The sequence below is a fragment of the Lacticaseibacillus pantheris DSM 15945 = JCM 12539 = NBRC 106106 genome (assembly GCF_001591865.1).
In the GTDB taxonomy this organism is placed as follows: domain Bacteria; phylum Bacillota; class Bacilli; order Lactobacillales; family Lactobacillaceae; genus Lacticaseibacillus; species Lacticaseibacillus pantheris.
This window is the reverse complement of the sequence record NZ_BCVS01000006.1, coordinates 1-21361: the sequence shown is the minus strand read 5'-3', so window position 1 is coordinate 21361 and position 21361 is coordinate 1. Positions and strand designations below refer to the sequence as shown.

At 47.0% G+C, this 21361-nt stretch carries 12 protein-coding genes; 10 read left to right on the top strand and 2 right to left on the bottom strand.

The genetic code is table 11. The features are described 5' to 3' along the window. The first annotated feature begins 198 nt into the window (after nt 1-198). Together LPA02S_RS01635 and LPA02S_RS01630 are read left to right on the top strand one after the other, a co-directional pair. The gene (locus LPA02S_RS01635) at nt 199-1686 is read left to right on the top strand and encodes a hypothetical protein (protein ID WP_056957068.1); all 1488 of its coding nucleotides are present in this window, start codon (nt 199-201) and stop codon (nt 1684-1686) included. Nucleotides 1687-1716: 30 nt separating this feature from the next. After that, nucleotides 1717-3942, top strand: coding sequence for a mucin-binding protein (locus tag LPA02S_RS01630; protein WP_056957069.1), 2226 nt, complete (start codon nt 1717-1719; stop codon nt 3940-3942). Between the two features lie 44 nt (nt 3943-3986). Here LPA02S_RS01630 and LPA02S_RS01625 read toward each other — a convergent pair whose 3' ends face one another. After that, nucleotides 3987-4586 carry a recombinase family protein gene (locus LPA02S_RS01625; protein WP_056957070.1) on the bottom strand — a complete coding sequence of 200 codons (600 nt, stop codon included), beginning with the start codon at nt 4584-4586 and terminating at the stop codon, nt 3987-3989. Between the two features lie 149 nt (nt 4587-4735). On the opposite strand from LPA02S_RS01625, the gene LPA02S_RS01620 reads away from it, so the two are divergent. The 8 genes from LPA02S_RS01620 (at nt 4736) to LPA02S_RS01585 (ending at nt 20429) form a co-directional block, all read left to right on the top strand. Beyond that, nucleotides 4736-13780, top strand: a complete 9045-nt coding sequence (locus LPA02S_RS01620; protein ID WP_056957071.1) for a mucin-binding protein — start codon at nt 4736-4738, stop codon at nt 13778-13780. Between the two features lie 266 nt (nt 13781-14046). Next, complete coding sequence (locus tag LPA02S_RS01615) at nt 14047-15039, top strand: glycosyltransferase (protein WP_054650110.1); 993 nt, start codon at nt 14047-14049, stop codon at nt 15037-15039. Nucleotides 15040-15044: 5 nt separating this feature from the next. Then, nucleotides 15045-16034 carry a glycosyltransferase family 2 protein gene (locus tag LPA02S_RS01610; RefSeq protein ID WP_056957072.1) on the top strand — a complete coding sequence of 330 codons (990 nt, stop codon included), beginning with the start codon at nt 15045-15047 and terminating at the stop codon, nt 16032-16034. 48 nt (nt 16035-16082) lie between these two features. Next, a complete protein-coding gene (locus LPA02S_RS01605; protein WP_054650106.1) occupies nt 16083-16775 on the top strand; it encodes an AP2 domain-containing protein in 693 nt (230 codons plus the stop codon). 253 nt (nt 16776-17028) lie between these two features. After that, entirely contained in the window at nt 17029-17358 is a 330-nt protein-coding gene (locus LPA02S_RS11600; protein WP_156302095.1) for a hypothetical protein, read from the top strand. A gap of 88 nt (nt 17359-17446) precedes the next feature. Then, complete coding sequence (locus LPA02S_RS01595) at nt 17447-18241, top strand: hypothetical protein (RefSeq protein WP_056957073.1); 795 nt, start codon at nt 17447-17449, stop codon at nt 18239-18241. Nucleotides 18242-18360: 119 nt separating this feature from the next. After that, a complete protein-coding gene (locus LPA02S_RS01590; protein ID WP_056957074.1) occupies nt 18361-19053 on the top strand; it encodes a hypothetical protein in 693 nt (230 codons plus the stop codon). Nucleotides 19054-19361: 308 nt separating this feature from the next. After that, nucleotides 19362-20429 carry a dipeptide epimerase gene (locus tag LPA02S_RS01585; RefSeq protein ID WP_056957075.1) on the top strand — a complete coding sequence of 356 codons (1068 nt, stop codon included), beginning with the start codon at nt 19362-19364 and terminating at the stop codon, nt 20427-20429. 177 nt (nt 20430-20606) lie between these two features. Here LPA02S_RS01585 and LPA02S_RS01580 read toward each other — a convergent pair whose 3' ends face one another. Further along, complete coding sequence (locus tag LPA02S_RS01580) at nt 20607-21236, bottom strand: histidine phosphatase family protein (RefSeq protein ID WP_054650091.1); 630 nt, start codon at nt 21234-21236, stop codon at nt 20607-20609. Nucleotides 21237-21361: the final 125 nt, after the last annotated feature.

Below are 21361 nucleotides of genomic sequence, written 5' to 3'. Positions count from 1 at the left end.
CCAATAGTAAGGCCAATAGAGGTTAATTAAAAGATTTTTTAACTGTCATGTTTTTCTTGATTTTTGGAAAAAGTGGACAGTCAAAAGTTTACGGATAATCCAGTATTCAGCTCCGATTCGGCGTATTATATAGTTATAATTGTCTCATTTTGTGTATTTATACAATTTGTGACTCAAGTGAGGGGGGCGAGGACGTTTATGTACTACGATTTTATGTTGAACTCTGGGGATAGTGCGTGCCTAAGTATCTTGATGCTGCTTGCCAAGGAACCATCGCACAAGGCCAAACGTGAAAGCATTAGTGAGAAATTGGGACTTACTAACTATCACCTTAATAAATACCTTGTGATTATGAATGAGGATTTGGCTACGGTTTCTGAAAACGAACCAAGTTTCATTGATGAAACTACGAAGGGAACCTTTGTCGGCCATAACATTACAACTTTTATTAATCAAAAAATCTATCTATTGTACTTACGGCGATCAAATTTATTTCCTGCCTATGAATTTCGGGCGTTCTATGATCAACAGGACATTAAGATTAGTGTTTATGCACGTGAACATTTCCAAACAGAGTCTACGTTCTACAAAAACGACCGCAAGCTAAAGAAGGAATTAGATGACCATGACTATTACTTGATTGCAGGTGTTAATCAGGATCCTGAGTTTATTTCTCGATTACGGCTTTTTCAGTTTTACTACACAACATTTACTGGTATTGAGAAACCTTTGCCGCAACTAAACCTGATAAGTGATGAGTTGTGTGCTCGACTGGAAGGGCTTTTCCCCGGTGAACTTAACCCGACTCAAGTCGTCAAGTTAGAAACATTGCTCAAGGTTTGGATTCTTCGTCAGCAAAACCACCGATTTATTCAATCTGAATTGCTAGACGATAATTTGAGAGACAGAACTTATCAAACGGTGTACGAAACGTTACAAGACGGTCTAAAAGATCGGCTTCATATAGATACGGCAGAAGCTGATTATATCTTTAGTTTCCTGTTAACCCAAGGCTTCTTAGGATTAAATGATGTTCAGTATGTTGAGCATAACTTTCCGACGGCCACTACTATTTCTAAGAAGTTTGTAGAGATGGTACTCGCAAAAGAGGTTCTAACAGAAAGAACAGATATCCACAGTACTGACTTATACAACCAACTACTTTCAGTAAACCTTCAATTCACAACCTTTTATGTTGAGCCAACGACATTTATTAGTCCGGAACAGGTAACTTTTTTCCGGGATCTTTACCCTACGTTTGACCTAATCATTCGTGATTTCTTGGGGGCGTTGAAACATATGATTTCATTCGATCTAAGTGAACGAATGATTGTTAATTTGTACTTCTCGTACATGTTTTGTTTGATCAACAGTATTCCAACGACGAGTATGAAAGATCGTGTTTTCATTTGCGTTGATTTTTCTGAGGGCCAACTATATACAAACTATGTGATTAAATCATTGAAAGCATTTAATCATGCCCATATCGTGATTCAAAAAAACATAACGGATGATACTGATATCTACATTTCAGATTTTCATTCCATGGAAGTTAGTGCACCACAGGTTATCTGGTTGGATCCACCAACATCGCAAGACTGGTCTGAACTTGCCGACTTAATTTTGGAGATTAAGCATAGGCGCCTGGGTCAATTGTTCCCAAATTATAAGTGGCAAAATGGATAGTATTAACTATTCGGAAAGAAGGCGTTTCGTATGAATTCACCAAGCAAACCTACAAATCAACGTTCATCAGCTGCTTTTTATGGTGTGGGAACAGCATTGGGAGTGATTGTTGCCACTACTATGTTTTTTTCAAATAATTTTAGCTTTTCTACTGTTATTGCCAGCACCACAATCCAAAATGACAATGAAAATCAAAATAGCTCCGATCAATTTGATACCTCAAAAATTGAGTTAGGCACAGGGGATTATGCTTTTCAATCCACAGATGATAGTGTGGTCCAAATTAATGGTAACAGTTCTAATAGTTCTTTTGTTACGAATGTTAAAAACGTGAATGGTAGCGTTATATACAGTGAATCCAGTCAGTTCATTTCTATTTATAATACCGGCGAAGATTTAAGTGGTGCAACATACACTATTACCAACACTAGTAATAGCGCTGTAATTACTAGTGGACGCTTTACACAAGTTAATGTTGGTGGTAACTCGTACTATGCATTGTGCTTGCCAAGCTCAGTTATTCAGGCTGGATTTGATGCTGCACAAACTAGTCAAGGCAAGCTACACATCAATATTACTAATGGCTCCACAAAGACATCGTATCTAACAACTCTTAATATTAAAACCATGTCTAGTACTGCGTCTATCCAATTACCAACAGTGGCGGATACGGAAGATGATCAAAAGGCAAGTACCCATTTTAAAGATCAGACGGGAACAATTATTGATGCCAATAATCAAAAAATTGGGAGCGTGTTCTTAGGCAGTAGTGATATTACTGTTGCTCAGGATGGAACTGATCCAAAAGAGTACACTTATTCCCTTAGCAACTCTGGAGTAGAAAAAGTTAATACGGCTCTTAATACGATTAATCAGAAGGCACTGACTTCTGGTGGTTTGTACTATACTGCTGACACATCTGACACAGGGAAGATTAGTCTTACACCAGCTGCACCGGCCAAAGCGACTCTGGCTATTAAATATGTGGATGACCAGGGCAAAACTGTTAAGACAGATACAGTAAGCGGAAATATTGGTGATAAGGGAAGCTACGCTGCCAAAGCACCTACTGGTTATGCCTTAGCTGATGGTCAGAGTCAGGCTAGCTCCTACACACTAGCCAACTCAACTAATCAGTTGACTATCAAACTCAAGAAAGTTGTGCAGCCTCAGGCTACGTCGTTAACAATTAACTATACTAATACTAATGGTGTCTTGGTTAAAACCGATACAGTAAAAGGCAACGTTGGCGAACAAGGCACCTATACTACCAGTACTCCAAATGGATATGATTTGGCAAAAGGACAGAATAAAACTGTTCCATACACTTTATCGAGCTCAAATAAGCCAATTAATATACAAGTTAACCAGACATCGAATAAAAAGCCAGTAACGCAGAAAATTGATTACGTTGATGAAAATGGAAAAACTATAAAAACAGATACTATCAATGGACTGACAGGTGATTCTGGATCATACAACCTTGTTGTACCATCAGGATACAGGTTAGTTAACAATAACCAAACTCACATTGCGTACACTCTTACTACAAGCGGAACTCCATTATCGGTTGCAATAGAATCAATTACAACGAAATCGTCCGTAGTTAACAACAACCGTGATCATTTGACCACTGCATTCCCAATTATCCCGAGCCACGGTGCTGCTAATTCACAAAAGCAACTTACGGAGTCAAACACGACCATGCGTTCAAAGGGACATCTGTCAACAGCCACGATTATGTATGTTGATGGCGCGACGGGTAGGACTTTAGGTACAGAAATTTTAACCGGTAAAATTGGAGAACGAATAATTTTCGATACCTACAAACAAATAGTTAGTCTTCAACGCGAGGGTTACTATATTGTCCGTGATGACACTATGCGTTTCACTGCAGCCTACTTTACCAATGTACCAATAACTTACCAAGTAGTGCTAGAGCAACAGAGATTGACGAAAGATGATGCTGGTGTGGGACAAACACCACGAACGTCTGACACCACCAGAAAGCATACTAAGCAGTCTGAACCGATTACTAATGCAAGCAGTCATCATAACCATGACGGACACAAACGACGGACTAACCGTACGAAGAAGCAAGATCACAATGAACCAGTCATATTTGACAAGGAAATTGACGCTATCCTCGCATCATCTGGTCGAGGTGGCGGGAATGATGAACCGGACATATCAGAATTGGGTAAATTCTTTATCAGCCTTTCCGGAACCATCAATTTTGGCATCCGAAATAATTAGAACCATTCAGCCGACATGGACTTGTTGGCTGAATGGTTCTTTTGCTATGCTTCTAGTTCGTGTTTAACCCGGTAAACTAACGTATTACTACAACCAGTCGCATGCATAATATCCGTAAGACGTTCATGGTTGGTCACCATTTGTTGAATTTGAAGGTATTTATGCCTGCGTTCTGGATCCTCGCTGTCAGCCGTGTAGAGTTTCTGACCACCGTGGAAGGCACCCCGCTTTTTTGCCAGTTCAATTCCTTGTCGCTGACGTTCTTTGATCTGAGCGCGTTCTTCAGCAGCAAAATACGTCTTCAAAGACACGATTATATCCTCTAGTAGATGACGAGTATTAATGTTTGACACCTCCTCAAACCGTGGCATGTCCAGAACCACTAATTTGGCTCGCTTTACAGATATTCTAAGCATTAGTTGTGACAGCTGCTCAGTGTCGCGACTAAGGCGGTCTAGGCTGATTACAACTAGTTCATCGCCTTCTTTGAGATGCGCCATTGCCGCCGCTAGTTTTGGGCGATCCTGTTCAACACCCGAAACCTTTTCCATAAAAATACAGTCTACCTCTGCATCATGTAGCCTAACCAATTGACGTTCAAGATTTTGATCTCTACTACTAACTCGCGCGTACCCGTACCTCATTATGTAACCTCCTAAATATATATTATTCAGGCTACATCATTTCGGTTTTCTAAGTACACTTAGAAAACTTGTATAATTACATTTCTGCAATCGACTTTTAATGCTTGGTAGTGCTCCTAAATTCAACAGGGTTTTTAGGAGGAGAAGATATGTCAAAACAGGTTATACATGCTCATGACAAATTAGTCGGAGACATGGTCGATCGAAAAAAACATTTCAAGCTTTACAAATCCGGAAAGCAATGGCTGATCGCCGGGGCTGTTGTAGCAAGTCTTACGGGGCTGGGATTCACCTTGAGCGATGGTAATGTCGTTAAAGCCGACACAGTTGATGATTCCGGGGCCGCTGTACAAACCAGCGATGATACGACATCTTCTGCAAGTCTGCAGAAGAAAAATGTAGTACTTAGTCAAAGCAATAGTGCAGCAGATGACACGCAAACAGCCACTACTAACAAGGGTAGTGCTGCACCGTCAAGTGCCAGTTCGTCAAAAACCGACTCGCAAGCAACGAGTCCACAAACACAGTCCAGTGCTGCCTCTAATGCACCGCAGTCTGCACCGGTAGATACAACTAACGCTAAGCCTGTTGCAAGCAGCGCAGCTCAATCAAGTGTTGCCTCTGCATCAGATACAGTTAAGTCTGCAACAACATCTGATGATAATGATAGTGCTCAGCCGATGGCTAACGCAACGCAACCGAATAATACTGACTCTGATGTCCTCAGTAGTCAAAATAATGCAATAACAAAAAACACAGAAACTCACGAAAATGTCGATTCGGCAAAATCATCTACTTCATTAGCTTCAGCTGATATTCAAGATTTAACTAAAGCTATCGGATTGACTGATGCTAAAGCGACACTTGATGGCAATCAAATCACTCTCACTGACTATAGTGGTGACGATCTTTCAAGTACCGATAAAGCTTTAGTTACGTCATATGCCAATTCTAATGGTTTGCAGGCCAGTTATGCACGGGTTGATGCTAAGGCCGTAAAACCTGGGCTTCCAGAATCCACAGGAGGCGTTACCTACACTGATCTTGGGGTTGATGCTGATGGTAATTACGTTTTTGAAGAACAAGCAGATGATCCTACCGATCTAACAGAATTAACTAATTGGTTTTCTGTTAGATCAAAAGTAGGCCAAGAAAATGGGCAAGTAACCAGTGATTTGAGTCAGGCCCAGGTCGGCGTCTTTTTCAGTCACGTTCAATACAATGGTGCAAATAGTACACTTATGAAAGTGTATCCCGATTCCAAAATTGTCGTATTAATGATGAAGGGTGAAGCATTTACCCGTTTTTACTTGGGCTCAAAAATGGTTGTTCAGGCCAACAACAACACATTTGAGAAGAATGACGACGGAACTCTAAAAATAGCCAGTAACGGGGAATACATTCCAGTTGATTCAGCTTCATTAAAGCCATTGACAACAATAGCCGCGGATGCGGTAAAAGCGGGCGGAAGTGCAGTTTACGGATATGAACTAACACCCGAGGAGACAACCGCAATTATTCGAGCTTTGGCCTTTGCAGCGGATAATGGTTTAAATAATCAGGTTCAAGGATCAGATGGCGCTGCACCTGGGAATTCTGCTGGCCTGTATGCCTCTACTAATGGATTTACTGATGACTTAACCTCAAATCAAACCACAGCAACCTATAAAACACTTGATGCTCCAATTAATTCTACCGGCGTAGACTTCGCTGCTAGTGCTAAGGTTCAGATTCAGCGTGTTGATGCTGATGGGAACCCCACTGATAAAGATGGAAACACCGTGGCTGCTGACGATCCGGCATCAATAGTTTTCACAACTGACGTTTCAGTTGAAGGTGGTAAATTGAACAACACCGGGCTGAATGAACTAAGCGCTACAGCAGCTGACTTTCAAGATGATAGTCAAGATGATTTAGCAGAAAAGGATATTAACGTCAGTGATGCTTTGACTACAGCACTTAAAGGTGACGGTACAACTACGTATAAATTAGTTGATACTCAAGCAACTCCTGTTGATGACACCAATCAAAAAGAAGGGTTTTACGATGTTAATGATGATGGAACAGCTAAAATTGCTCTGGACTATAAAACAGCCAAGTCATTGACCAAAACGCCCACCTTGACTTACACGATTACAAAAAACATTGAAACGCCAGTAGCTGATTCTTATATGGTTAACTACGTTGATGAGGATGAAGACAATCGAAAAATTATTCAGGTCAAAGTGATGGTTGATCCAGGTAATCCCCACGCAGTGTATGGAACAACTACCGGCAATGTTGTTAATGATGATGGATCACTTGCACCCGAGATGGGTGTTTCAAGTGCACTTTTTAAAAACTACAACTTCGATTCAAGCAAGATGAGTGAGACCTATCCGGATGGTACTGTCGAACAGGGGGAATCCGATGGACGGTTTGAATTGATCAGAAACACTGAAGCGGGTGCCACATACACAATTCAGTTAACTCACAAGATTACACCAGGCGAAGCAAATGCAACTCAGACCATTAATTATGTTTATGCTGATGGATCACCGGCCTCAAAATCGACCACAACTAGTGTACCGTTTACTATTCAAACGGACGAAGTATTAAAGGCTGCCGGGCAAGATACTTATACCAAAAAAGATGGTACAGTCCTGCAGCAAGTCACTTATACAAACACGAATAATCAGGAAGAATTTGATGCGGTTACCGCACCTACTATCGAAAACGCAACGCCGGATAAACCAAACATTCCAGCTATTAGCACAACTGACGACAATGGTATTCCTACAGATAACACCGAAACCATCACGTATACACCTAATAATCGAACTCCAGTAACTAACCCTAGCGATACTGATCTCAAGAAGATGGTTACTGAAACGGTCAACTACGTAGATGCTAGTGGCGCCACGATTAGTTCCATTAAGGATATTGATAATGTAACCTTCTACCGTACAGCAACAGCCAAAGAAGATGGAAGCAACGATTGGAATTATACTGATTGGACAACTCAACCTAGTGGTGTTTCACAATCAGATGCTGATAAGGAAGGTGTCATTGAAGCGCTGAACCCTGGCTATTTAGCAAGTCCAGAAGGATTCACTTCTAAGTACCTCCGCACTGATGTTGATGGCACACAAAAAGGCACAACCAATACCGACGTTACGTTGGAAGGTACTGATAACAATACTGAAGTTGTACGGACAATTCAGCAAACACCAGTTACCTACACACCAACGAACAACCCGAACAACCTGGAATTAACGCACAAGGTCACTGAAACTGATACTTACGGTGATCCTGTTGGTACCACCTCAACAAAGACCGTCGCAAGTTTCTATCGGACAGCAACGCTTAAGTCTAACGATGCTGATCCATCTAAGGATGATAGTTATGACTACACAGCTTGGACAACTAACGAAAACGGTGTCGCAACGACAGGTGACACATCGGTAACTGTTGGTTCGGCTGAGGATAAGACCCCTACTGGCTACACAGTTAAGGCCACAACCCAGGTTGATGATGCAGCAGCAACCAATGACAATGCTGACGTCACGGTTACTGAAGCAAACGACACGATCAAGCGAAACTTCAACTACGATAAGATGACTGGAACAGTCAACGTTCACTACGTCTACCAGGGTGCAACTGGCGTTAAGTTACAAAAGGATGATATGATCACTGGCGACTACGGTTACGATTATGTACCAGACCTAGACAATGATATAGATAACTTTACGAAGTATGGTGACGGTACGACTGCAGTTACTGATTTGGATGGTAACGAATTAGATGATGCCGATGGCGCACTTAACACGTCGAAGCTACACTTTGTGGGTATTGATGACAACTACGGTTACATGGTCAATGGTATTGCCGATGATACTGGTGTTGACGCCGAATTCGGCACAACCGGACAAGACGTTTGGTTGATCTTTGATGCTGAACCAAAGGCTGGCGAATCAGCTTACGATGTTTGGCATAAGACTCACCAAGGAACTGAAGTCGACTTCTTACAATCATTGAAGGGTAAAGATGGTAAGAGCCCAGTCGTTAATGCGGTTAAATATACGAACGCAGACGGCACGACCGGGACGCAACTGACCATTCGTCAATATAGTGATGACGGCACGAAGTCAACTGATCAAGTGGTTGATATTCCTGATGGTAAGACGCCGACGCTACAAGAACAAACGGATAAAGACGGTAAGGTTACTGGTTACATCATTATGCTTGATGGCAAGCCCGTTGGTGAGGTTAAGAACGGGACTGATGGCATCAACGGTATCAATGGTACTAATGGCGATACGATTCAAACCCGCAAGTATACTGACAACGATGGTAACGAACACACCCTCATCGTCACAATTAGCGGCACGGATGGTTCAATCCACACGCAGATTATTGACGACGGTAAGGATGGTACTAACGGAACCAACGGCGATACAATCCAAACGCGGAAGTATACCGATAACAATGGTAATGAACACACTGCCATTGTGACAATTAGTGGTAAAGATGGTTCAATTCACACCCAGATTGTCGATGACGGGAAAGACGGTACCAACGGAACTAACGGCGATACGATCCAAACGCGGAAGTACACCGACAATGATGGCAACAAGCACACGCTCATCGTCACAATTAGTGGTGCTGATGGTTCAATCCATACCCAGATTGTTGATGATGGTAAAGACGGTGTCACGCCAGTTATTACACCGACAGATAAACTCGATGGTGACGGTAACGTCATTGGTACTACGATTACGATCACAACGCCAGGCTCTGGTAAGGATCCAGAAACATTTGACGTCCTGAATGGTCAAGATGGTAAGACCCCAACCGTTAAGGACAACGGCGATGGCACCTTCACCTTTTATATTGACGGCAAGCCTGTAGGCACGGTGAAGAATGGTGTTGACGGTAAGACCCCAACCATTACGCCGTTGAACGGTACTGATGGTAAAGTTCTTGGCTACACGCTGACAATTGACGGCCAGACTCCGGTTACCGTATTGAACGGTAAGGACGGTATCAACGGAACCAATGGGACTAACGGAACGAATGGTACCAACGGCACAACGCCTATTATTACCACAACACCAACGTTGGACGGTGACGGTAAGGTCATCGGCACAACACTGACTATCACAACGCCAGGCTCCGAGAAGGATCCACAAGTGGTTAATGTTACTAATGGTACTGACGGTGTCGATGGTAAGACACCAAAGGTCACTGACAACGGTAATGGTACCTACACCTTCACAATTGACGGCACACCAGTTGCCACGGTTAAGGATGGTAAAGACGGCATTAACGGCACTAATGGCTCTGTTGTCACGACCGAAACAGTCAAGGATCCTAGTGGTAAAGTCATTGGTTACACGCTACTCATTGACGGTAAGGATTCCGGCACAGTGCTCAACGGCGCCGATGGTAAAAATGGCACTGACGGTAAGAATGGTATCGACGGCGTTTCACCAGTCATCACACCAGAAAAAGACGACGACGGCAACGTTATCGGCTACATGATTACCATGAACGGCGTTGAAACCGGTGAAATTAAGAATGGTAAGGATGGCGTCGATGGTAAGACACCTGAAATCACACCTACTACTGACGGTGACGGCAATGTTACTGGCTACACCATCACAATCGATGGTAAGCCAGGTGTCACCATTAAGAATGGCGTTGATGGTAAGGATGGCATTACGCCGGTCATTACCACTGCGCCAACGACCGATGGTGATGGCAACGTTACTGGCACTAAGATCACAATTACCACACCAGGTTCCAATAAGGATCCACAAGTCATCAACGTCACTAACGGTGTTGATGGTAAAACGCCAGAAGTTACTGACAACGGCGATGGTACCTTTACCCTGACGATTGATGGCAAGCCAGTTGCCACTGTCAAAAATGGTAAGGACGGTAAAGATGGTGTTGACGGTAAGACGCCAACCATCACGCCGCTAACTGGCACTGATGGGACGATTCTTGGTTACACCATGACGATTGACGGTCAAACTCCTGTTACTGTGATGAACGGTAAGGATGGGACCGACGGCAAGGATGGTAAAAACGGCGCAACACCAGTTATAACTCCAGAAACTGACGGTGACGGTCACGTGACGGGCTACACAATCACGCTGAACGGTGTGGACATGGGTGAAGTCAAGAACGGGACGAATGGTGCCGATGGTAAGGACGGCTCAGTCATCACTACCGAGGAAGCCAAGGATCCTAGTGGTAACGTTATTGGTTACACGCTGTTAATTGATGGCAAGCCTTCCGGGACAGTCTACAACGGCTTGAACGGGAAAGACGGTGTCGATGGTAAGGATGGCGTTGACGGTGTTTCGCCAGTCATTACGCCTGAAACTGACGCCGATGGACACGTTACTGGTTACGTCATTACCCTGAACGGTGTAAAGACCGGTGAAATTAAGAACGGTGTTGATGGTGCCGACGGTAAAACGCCTGAAGTTACCCCAACCACTGATGGCAACGGCAATATCACTGGTTACACCATCAGTATTGATGGCAAGATACTGGGAACCGTTAAGAACGGTACCGATGGTAAGGACGGTGTTGATGGTAAAGATGGTGTAACACCAATTATCACAACGACACCTGAGGTTGATGGTGAAGGCAATGTAATTGGTACTACCCTAGTTATCACGACTCCAGGTTCTAGCCAAGCACCACAGGTCATCAATGTGGCTAATGGTAAGGACGGCAAAGATGGTGTCGATGGTAAAACACCTGAAGTCACTGATAACGGTGATGGCACCTACACCCTAACCATTGATGGTAAGCCAGTTGCCACTGTCAAAGATGGTAAGGACGGTAAAGATGGTGTTGACGGTAAAACGCCAACCATTACCCCAATTACTGATACTGACGGTACGGTGCTCGGCTACACGTTGACAATTGACGGCCAGAACCCTATCACCGTGATGAACGGTAAGGACGGCAAAGACGGTAAGGACGGTGCTACACCAGTCATTACGCCTGAAACTGACGGCAACGGGAACACGACTGGCTACACGATCACACTGAATGGTGTGGACATGGGCGAGGTCAAGAACGGTACCGATGGTAAGGACGGTTCAACCGTCACTACTACTGAAGTTAAAGATCCTAGTGGCAAGGTCATCGGTTACACCATCCTTATTGATGGTAAGCCTTCCGGTACGGTGCTGAATGGGATCGACGGCAAGGACGGTAAAGATGGCGTGGACGGCACCTCACCAGCTATTACACCAGTCACGGACGGTAACGGTAACGTTACTGGTTACGCTATTACAATTGATGGCAAACCAGCCGGTGAAATTAAGAACGGTACCGATGGTAAGACACCTGAATTCACGCCAATCACTGATGAAAATGGCAAGACTACGGGTTACACCATCACCATTGATGGTAAGACAGTCGGTACTGTGCACAACGGTAAAGACGGCGTGGACGGCAAGACGCCGATTATCTCCACTACGCCAGATGTTGATTCTGATGGTAAAACCATTGGCACCATCATCACTATCACGACACCAGGCTCTGAAGACCCAACACAGGTCATCACGGTGCACAACGGTAAAGATGGGAACGATGGTAAGACGCCAGAAGTCACTGATAATGGTGATGGCACCATCACGATTCATATCGATGGTCAAACTGATAAGACCATTCGGGTCAAAGGTGACAAAGGCGATAAGGGCGACAATGGTCAAGACGCCAAAATTACTGATCATTACACTGACGAGGACGGCAACACGGTACTTGTCTTCGCTGATGGCACTGAAGTTAAGGTTGCCAAGGGTGATAAAGGTGACAAGGGTGACGACGGTAAAGATGCCACAATCACCGACCATTATACCGATGAGGATGGCAACACGGTCATCGTCTTCAGCGATGGTTCCAAGGTCAAGGTTGCTAAAGGCAATGATGGCAAGGACGGCGCTGATGGTAAGGATGCTAAGGTTACCGATCATTACACTGACCAAGACGGCAACACGGTACTCGTCTTCGGTGACGGCACCAAGGTTACGGTTGCTAAGGGTGATAAAGGCGATAAAGGTGACAAGGGTGACGACGGCAAGGACGCTGAAATCGTTTCTGAAACTAAGAACGGTGATGGCAGTATTGTCCTAGTCTTCGGTGACGGCAAGACCTTGACGATCCCAGCCGGTTCCAACGGCTCGGATGGTAGCAACGGTTCTGACGGTGCCTCTGGTAATACACCTGACATCAATATCAACAACAACAATAACAATAACAACAATAATTCGAACAACGGTGGCAACATCAACATCAATACTGATGGCGATGATGGCAACAAGGGTTCTGATGGTGCATCGGGTGATACTAACACGACTACGACCGGAGGCTCAAAGACCACCAACACTACTGACAACGGTGGTGGTTCGGATAAAGGTACTGGCACGACGATCACTAATGAAGGCGGTGACGGTGGTAATGCCACGAACGGCAATAACACTCAAACCAACAATAATGGTGGTGGCAGCAATGGTACCGACGGTAGTAACGGTGCCGATGGCAACAACGGTACTGATGGTGACAACAATGGGGCGCCAGACACTGACAACAACGGCGGCGTAGATGGCGGCAACAATAACACGACCGACAATGGTGGCAATGGCGGTGACCACACCACTACTACAACTGACAACGGCGGTAACGGCGGTGATCACACAACTACCACAACCGATAACGGCGGCAACGGTGGCGATCACACCACTACTACAACCGACAATGGTGGTAACGGTGGTGATCACACAACTACGACGACCGACAACGGCGGTAACGGTGGTAGCAAGACTGGTACCGATGGTGGTTCGCCACGTGGCACGCTGCCAAACACCGGGAACTTTGGTGGTAACGGCGGTAACAACAACGGTACTGACGGTGCAACGACGGTCGGTCTGGCCTACAACGGTAACAACAATGGTAATGGCGGTAACACCACTACGACCAGCACCATGACCTCTGCCGGACGCGTGGTTGCCTCTGGAGCTATGACTGGCAACGCAGTTGCGGCCCGGACACTGCCACAAACCGGTGATGATTCGGACAATGAATTTGTTGTTCTGGGTCTTGGATTAACCGCAGCGGCTGCTTCCATGGCTTACGCCTTTGCTAGTCGCAAACGTCGTGAAGACGACGATGGCGAGGGTCTGTACTAGAAATAGGGTTACTTTCCACCCGATGAATGTTTTCTGACAGAGATCCCCCCTCAATCGAAAATATATGATGTACCAGACAGCTCGCTACAGACTTCGCGGTAAGAACTAGGCAGACTGCACAGCTGAATCAATGGCTGTGCAGTTTGTCGTACATAGGGACTTTGATCCCACATATAGCTTCACTAATTCATAGTCCGGAACTTAATTCCGGACACATACATATAGCTCGTTGAGGGCTAAACAATCACTACTTTGGAGGAGAGCACATGAACAAACGCATTAGCATCATCTTACCCGTGAACAACGTTGAGGAGAGCGACCTGAGTATCCCCATCTCGTCGATCAACAACCAGATTGGCATTGATTTTCATGATGTCGAGTTGCTACTAATTGATAATGGCCCCTATAAATTGGAACATCCAGAATTCTTTGACCTATTCCGCAACGTTGACCTGCGTTACCTGATTACGGATCAGGTAATGGAGAGTAATAGTGCCATCCAGTTCGGCATTGACGCGGCCCAGGGCGATTACGTGACCATTCTGGAACCAAATAATCAGTTGCACCAAGCCCCAACACTACAAGGCTACTTCACGATGAGTGATGCCCACCCGGATGCAGATTCGATCAATGGGATTGTTACCACTCAGTACTTTGATAAGCAGCGGGTGGCCCACTATCAAGTTGGCCGGATGGTCCAGAGTATCGCTGGTCGCTGGATCAAGCGCAGTTTCTTGCAAGACAATCAGATCCGGTTCAAGGACGACTTTGGGCCCTACGCCGAAGAATACGTGAGTCGGTTGGTGAACAAGCTCTCGAACGACGCTGTCGATTTAGACGACTACGGGGTCATGAAGTTTATGAGCCGGGCATTGCCAAATAATAATGCGCTACAGGCGCCAATTAACGTGACCTGGATGAAGATGATGTCACTGTACTTCCAGCAATTACAGAATGCCGACCAAGTGGCCTACATGAACGAATTCGCGAAGTTCACTATCCGCTTTTACACGCAGCTGAAATCGGTACCGGTTGCCGACCGGTCGAGTCTCCAAAGCATCATGAAGACGATTGTTGGTACCAACGCACTAGCCTGGGCGCCTACCCTGGCCTACGTGAAGCAGGTGCGGGCCAAGGATCAATCACCCGCCGCGCCATGGAATGCCGAAGCGCAGCAGTTTGATAACTATCTGAATGGCCTGAGTCAACATTTGAATGCATATGGCCTACAGATGAACATTAACCAAGAGAGGAGCTGATTCCCATGCAGAAGCAAGTTTCCATCATCGTGCCGTTTCATGGCGAGACCGAAGCCCAACTAGGGATTTGCTTGTCGTCCATTAACAATCAGATTGGTATCGATTTTAAACAGGTCGAGGTTATCTTGATTGGCGATGGTGGCCTAAAGGTTGATGATCAAGATCCCTTTCCCTACCTCGCTAATTTAGATATCAAAATTTACGAGTACGACGTCGTTAAAGGCCCTGGTTTTGCCCGCTCGATGGGCATGTTTATGGCTACCGGCAAGTACTTTATGTTTGTGGACGCCGATGATCAGCTACATTACGTGGGCGCGTTACTGGACTTCTTTAATGCCATTAAACATGGAGACCATCAGGTAATTATTGGCCGTTATATTAACCAAATACGCAATGATCAGGGTGATTTTAAGTACTACACCCACGGCTATAACGATTGGAATGTGGCCTACGCCAAATGGTTTAATCGCGATTACCTAGATTCAATCAAGCTGTCATGGAGTGAACGTCTGCAAGTACACGAAGACACTTACTTTGTCAGCACGGCCTGTGAATTGGCAACAGATATTGCGACCTTCAATCCCATTGTCTACACCCACTTGTGGAACGAGCATTCTATCACTCACGAGGATGACGGTCAAAAAGTTCACCGCCAACTAGATCAATGGGTATTCGCAAAACGTCTGTATCTCGGCAAGATTGCGAAGTACCGGCCAGAGAACCTTACGGCCGATTACTTGGACTACATGGCCGACATTTACCTGCGGTATCAAGCATCCCCACCGCTCGACGCTCAAGCCTTCCGGAAGGAACACAACCAGCTATTCTTTGAATTTGCCGATCAGTGGGAACAAATCAAAGATAATATGCCAGATGCCGTCAATGCACGGATTCAGGGCAATATCCGCTATCGTTCCTTCACCACCAAGGGCTTGGGTAAATTTATCGAGTCACAAGATGCTGTACTACAAGAACATGCCGCCCAGGTACGATAGGTAGTTTCCTAGAGGGCAGCATATCCTGAAGAAAGGAGGTGCCCGGTCATGAGCAGTAAGGATGGTAATTTAGAAACAGCACTACGTCCATCGATGCTTGCTGATCTCACTGACCAACAGTTTGGAGAGTTAACAGTCAAGCAACGTTTGGGATTGGACGATGGGGGCATTCAGATATGGTTATGTCAGTGTTCGTGTGGGCAAACGGTCATCATTACGCAAACGCACCTACTTAGTGGCAAAACAAAGCACTGTGCTTCAGCCGTGCACCATAAGCGTCTGATTAACCTAACGGGACGACGATTTGGCCGCCTAACGGTGCTCCGCCAGGCCCCACAGACATCATCTAGTGGGAATGCACGCTGGCTCTGCAAGTGTGATTGTGGTAATTATACCGAAGTTGATAGTTACAACTTGCGCCATGGCGTTACCAAGAGCTGCGGATGTTTGCGGATCGAGAACTCACGAAAATTGACGCAGCATAATGACGGATTTAGGAAACACATGGGTAATGTACAAGCATTGAAGAATGATGAAGGAATTTATATCAGCTCGGTAAATCTATCGAAACGTAACCACACAGGCGTCATTGGGGTCTCTTATGACAAAAGCAGTGACCGCTGGGTGGCTCGGCTGAGGTTTCACAGCCGGTACGTTTTAAACAAGACCTGCAAGACATTCGAAGAGGCCGCAGAGTTGCGCCACGCTGCTGAACGACAGTATTTGGGGAAAAGTAATTAATGGGTTTGTCGGAATTAGGCAAGTATGTAGGACGATCTTTGGAGGAACAGCTATGGTTAAAGCGATCGATATGACCGGCCGTAAATTTGGCCGACTAACGGTACTGCGTCGGGGTGGATTAGCCGTTAACGGGAATGCAATGTGGGTTTGCCAATGTGAATGCGGCAACGTTTGTACAGTCAATAGTTACAACTTACGGCGTGGCGTAACTAAAAGTTGTGGGTGCTTGGCCCGTGAATTATCACGGAAGCGATTGATTAAACAAAAGCAAGAATGGCAAGCCAACCACCAGAACTTTATGCACGACGCAGCATCTTACCACCAGATTCGTGCGAACAACCAGACTGGTGTGGTGGGTGTTTCTAGAATGACCGACTCCAATCTCTGGTGTGCGCGACTCATGGTGCACGGCAAGTTGGTGTTGAATCGAGTCTTTTATCACTTCACGGACGCTGTAGAGGCTCGCATGGCGGCCGAGCGCGAGTACCTGCCGGCCAAGGCTTGGCAGTTTGTAGTCTTTGAGCACACACCACGACAGCAAACACGTCACGTTGTCATCAACGATGGCTATGGCGTGCAGTAATAGTTAAGTAATGGATTGGGTAGCGGGTTGGTATTACTACGAAAAGTTGATGATGGTGTCTAACGCCATCAAGCAGGAGTGAACGCTTATGAGCGAGCAAGACCACACAGCGTTGGAAACTGTGAGGAAAGATTTGGGGAACTGGCGAACTTTTCGCCGCATGATCAGGCTACCTGGGCGGGTTCCAGTGGGTTTGATTTACGTCGTGACCGTGATTTTGGGTGCATTGTTATTGGGTAAACTGCTCCTATTGAATCACACGATGGAAGTCGCGGTGTTACAGGTGTTGTTATTAGTTGGCGTAGCGTTAGTTGATCAACCGGTAATGCTGGGGATGTGGTTGTACGCCGTGTTGGCGTTCATCTGTTTATTAATTGTGTCGGTTACCCTCTACTGGTGGCGGCACCGCCAGATTGCCCGTCTGTATCGGGATTGGGTTGACGGCACCAATACCGTCGATGTCGTGTACTTGGAACCATTAGTAGGTGATTTAGTGTTGGTTTACACAGCCAAAACCGTTCCCACAGCGGTGTTACCAGTCGCATTAGCCCGTGAGGCGGATGAGATTAATACTTCACGGTTGGCGTTTCGGCTTAACTGGCAGCGAACGTTGCAATCAATCTCAGCCAGGCAATTTATTAGCCGTGATGATATTTTGGCACGTGTCATTAGCGTGACTCGGCCCTTTGGCGCGGTCGCACCAGTTGATGTGACCACGAGTAACGTACAACATTACGTTGGTTTGATGAACGTCGCGGGTGGTCAAGTCACTTTGGCTGTGGGGATTCAATGGCATAATCGCACCGTCTTTTTTAAGGCGCATCGGCACGTAAAAATGGCACGGTTAGTGGTCAAAGCGGCAGAGGGCCGGACTAACGTGTAGGGGGACTAGTGGTCGAATTAACAGGGTACTGAGATAAGTTAACATACCGGACAGTTGGGGACTGAACGGTATTCGGTGGGGAGGCTACAGTTCGGCGTACTGTAGAAAAAAAGTGGGGGATGTTGATTGCAATGTTGGGGATGAAGCGGCAGCTGGAGTTTAATCAAGTGCGGGTACGCGCACAGTTCCGCCAGTGGTCAGCAAGATTGATGCGGTTGGGTATCAGTGAACAAGCGGTTAGCCAGTGGTCGGATGCCTGGATGGAGGCCTTCAGGGTGGCCGCGGCGATTACCAACCGTCAATTAGACGCGGGACGTGTTACGGGTCGACAAGATAACACACGGCAGTTGCTACGGACAACCCTGAGCTTTGACGAATTCTCTGTGTATTTTTTATTTAACGTCGACCGTATTCGGCACTATCTAATTCAAACGCAGCGAAGTATCGATACTTTACCGGCGTATTTATTACGGCAGTTGGTTGGTAGGGTGCCAATATCTGAAAGCCAGTTGGTCAACTTTGGCAACGGCCCCATTATCGCAATTGACTGGGCTGCTGGTGATTCACAGTTACTCATGGTGAGTGGGTTTCAGACGATGGCGGACTGCATGGATCAAAGCGAAATGCCGTTGTATTGCCTTAGCTTTAGCGAGGTGCTTGCCAGTGGTGCGTTACAAACCGAATATGAAAAGTGTATGTACCTATTTTTGGGCCAGGCCGCGTTGTGGCAACGTAGTAACGACGTCGATATGGTCGAGCGGGTGTTAACCGGAACGTACGCGGCGGATGTGCTGAAAAATTTGGGGGCATAGCGGGAGTCTCCGGCAGGTAAAGGTACGGAATAGACGGTTTTAGCAATGGATGAGTTTCATCCCCAAAATAAAGCGGGCTATCAATAAGCACATACTTGCAAGTGCTCGTTGATAGCCCGCTTTAGACGCAAAAAAATGGCACCACTAAGTCAAACTTTTTGGTGTGGCTGAGTAAGCGAGTTCGGTTACAACACCGGCCCGGCTGACAATTAAACCTGACGCTGTTAACAACAAAACTTCCTCACCCCCGTTCACTTTGCCCGCGCGGAATGTTACATTGGGGTAAACGACGTGAAGGGGCTTACATTATGGGTAACAAAATTGCAAGTATTACGGTGGATTCGCAGCGGTTACCGCTGGCGGAGCCGTTTACCACGGCGCAGCACACCGTAACGCAGCTGGAAGCAATGGTCGTACGCATTCAGTTGGATAACGGGCTGACCGGTATTGGCGCGTCGAGTCCGAACGCCATCGTGACGGGCGACACGATGGGCACCATGCAGTCGGCGGTTCGTGAGGGGATCACGCCGACGATTATTGGTGCGGACATCGATGACTGGGAGGCCCTGCTAGCGTTGGTACAAAGCAGCATCCGCAACAACTCGGCGGCCAAGGCGGCGGTGGAAATTGCTTTGTACCACCTCCGTTCCCAGCAGTTCGACACCTCGCTCGTCCAGCTGCTGGGCGGCTCTGGGGTGACCATTCAGACTGACTACACGATTGGTATCGCGGACACGGAGCACATGGTGGCCAAGGCCCGCACGTTGGCGGACAAGGGCTTTGCGGCGTTCAAAATCAAAGTTGGGGGCGCCGACCTCGACACGGACCTTGAACGGGTGCGGGCAATCGCCAACGCTGTCGGCGGCTTAACGCCGCTTCGCCTGGACGCCAACCAGGGTTGGACGCCCAAGCAGGCCATCCACGCCATTAACCGTTTTGCGGACCTGGATCTAAACATTCAGTTTGTGGAGCAACCCGTGCGTGCTGATGATTTGGACGGTTTGGCCCACGTTACGGCCAATGTTGGCCTACCGGTGATGGCGGATGAGGCGGTGCACACTTACCGTGATGCTTTGCGGTTGGTTAACATGCACGCGTGCGACCTCATCAACATTAAACTGATGAAGACAGGTGGCTTATCGCAGGCAACCAAGATTGCAGAGTTGTGCGCGGGCTACGGAATTGACTGTATGGTCGGCTGTATGATTGAGGCGCCGATCAGCTTGGCGGCCGCCGTCGCCTTTGCCTCCGCGCACGCCAACGTGCAGTACGTCGACCTGGACGCGGCGTACATGATTGCGCCCGACGCCGACGTGCAGACGCCGGGTTACGCGGTGGACGGCAGTTACCTCACGCCCATCACGGTCGACGATTAGCGTTCGGGCGGTGGGTGCAAAGTAAGCCGGGGGAACGCCGTCACGTGGGTGTACGTGACGATGTTACCCGGTAAATGGCGATTCCCGGCCTACGAAAATGGACCAGCAGAAACCCCTGAGTACGGGATTTTCTCTGGTCCATTTTGCGTTGGTAGAGTTGCCGCTACTTTGCGCTGGTTAGTATGTTTGGGCGTCGAAGCGGTTGTAATACCAGAGGTAGTAGCGCATGGTTTCCTCGCTGAAGGAAATCTTGGTGACACTGGTGTTGTCCGGTTCGGGGATGCTCATGGGTTCGGTGCTCTTGGTGGCGACGAGCGTGGCGGCTTTGATGGTAAACCCGTGGGACACCACGATGATGTTGTCGGTCGGATGGCTAGCGGCCATGTCGTGCATGAAGTCGTTGACGCGGGCGTTGACGTGGGCAAACGTCTCCCCGTCGTGGGCGAGCTGCGCATAGTCGGGGAGCACGTCGTGGAGGAGGGGATCGAAGACGGAGGGGTGCTCAGCCTCAAGCTGGGCGTTAGGTTGGCCGTCCCAGGAGCCGTAAGAAATTTCCAGCAGGCGCTTGTCGGTGGTGAGCGGTAGGCGCGCCGTGTCGTTGAGAATTAGCGCCGTCTCGCGGGTACGGTCGAGGGGACTGATAATGATCTGGTCGGCAAAGCTGATATCGAATTGTCGGTGCAGGTGTTCTGCTTGGGCCTCACCGACGCTGTTTAGGTGGGTCATATCGTCGTTAATGGTACCTTGTTTAAGGCCGAGCGCATTGGCGACGGTTTGTCCGTGGCGGACGAAGTAAAAGGTGGTCATGAGGTCCTCGTTTCTGAACTGTACGTTATTTGTTGGGCATATTATCGCATACCGCGTTGATGGTTGTCAGCTACGGATTAATATTTTGGGAGTTGGCGGTTCTGGCCGGTGCGGGTGCCGTGGGG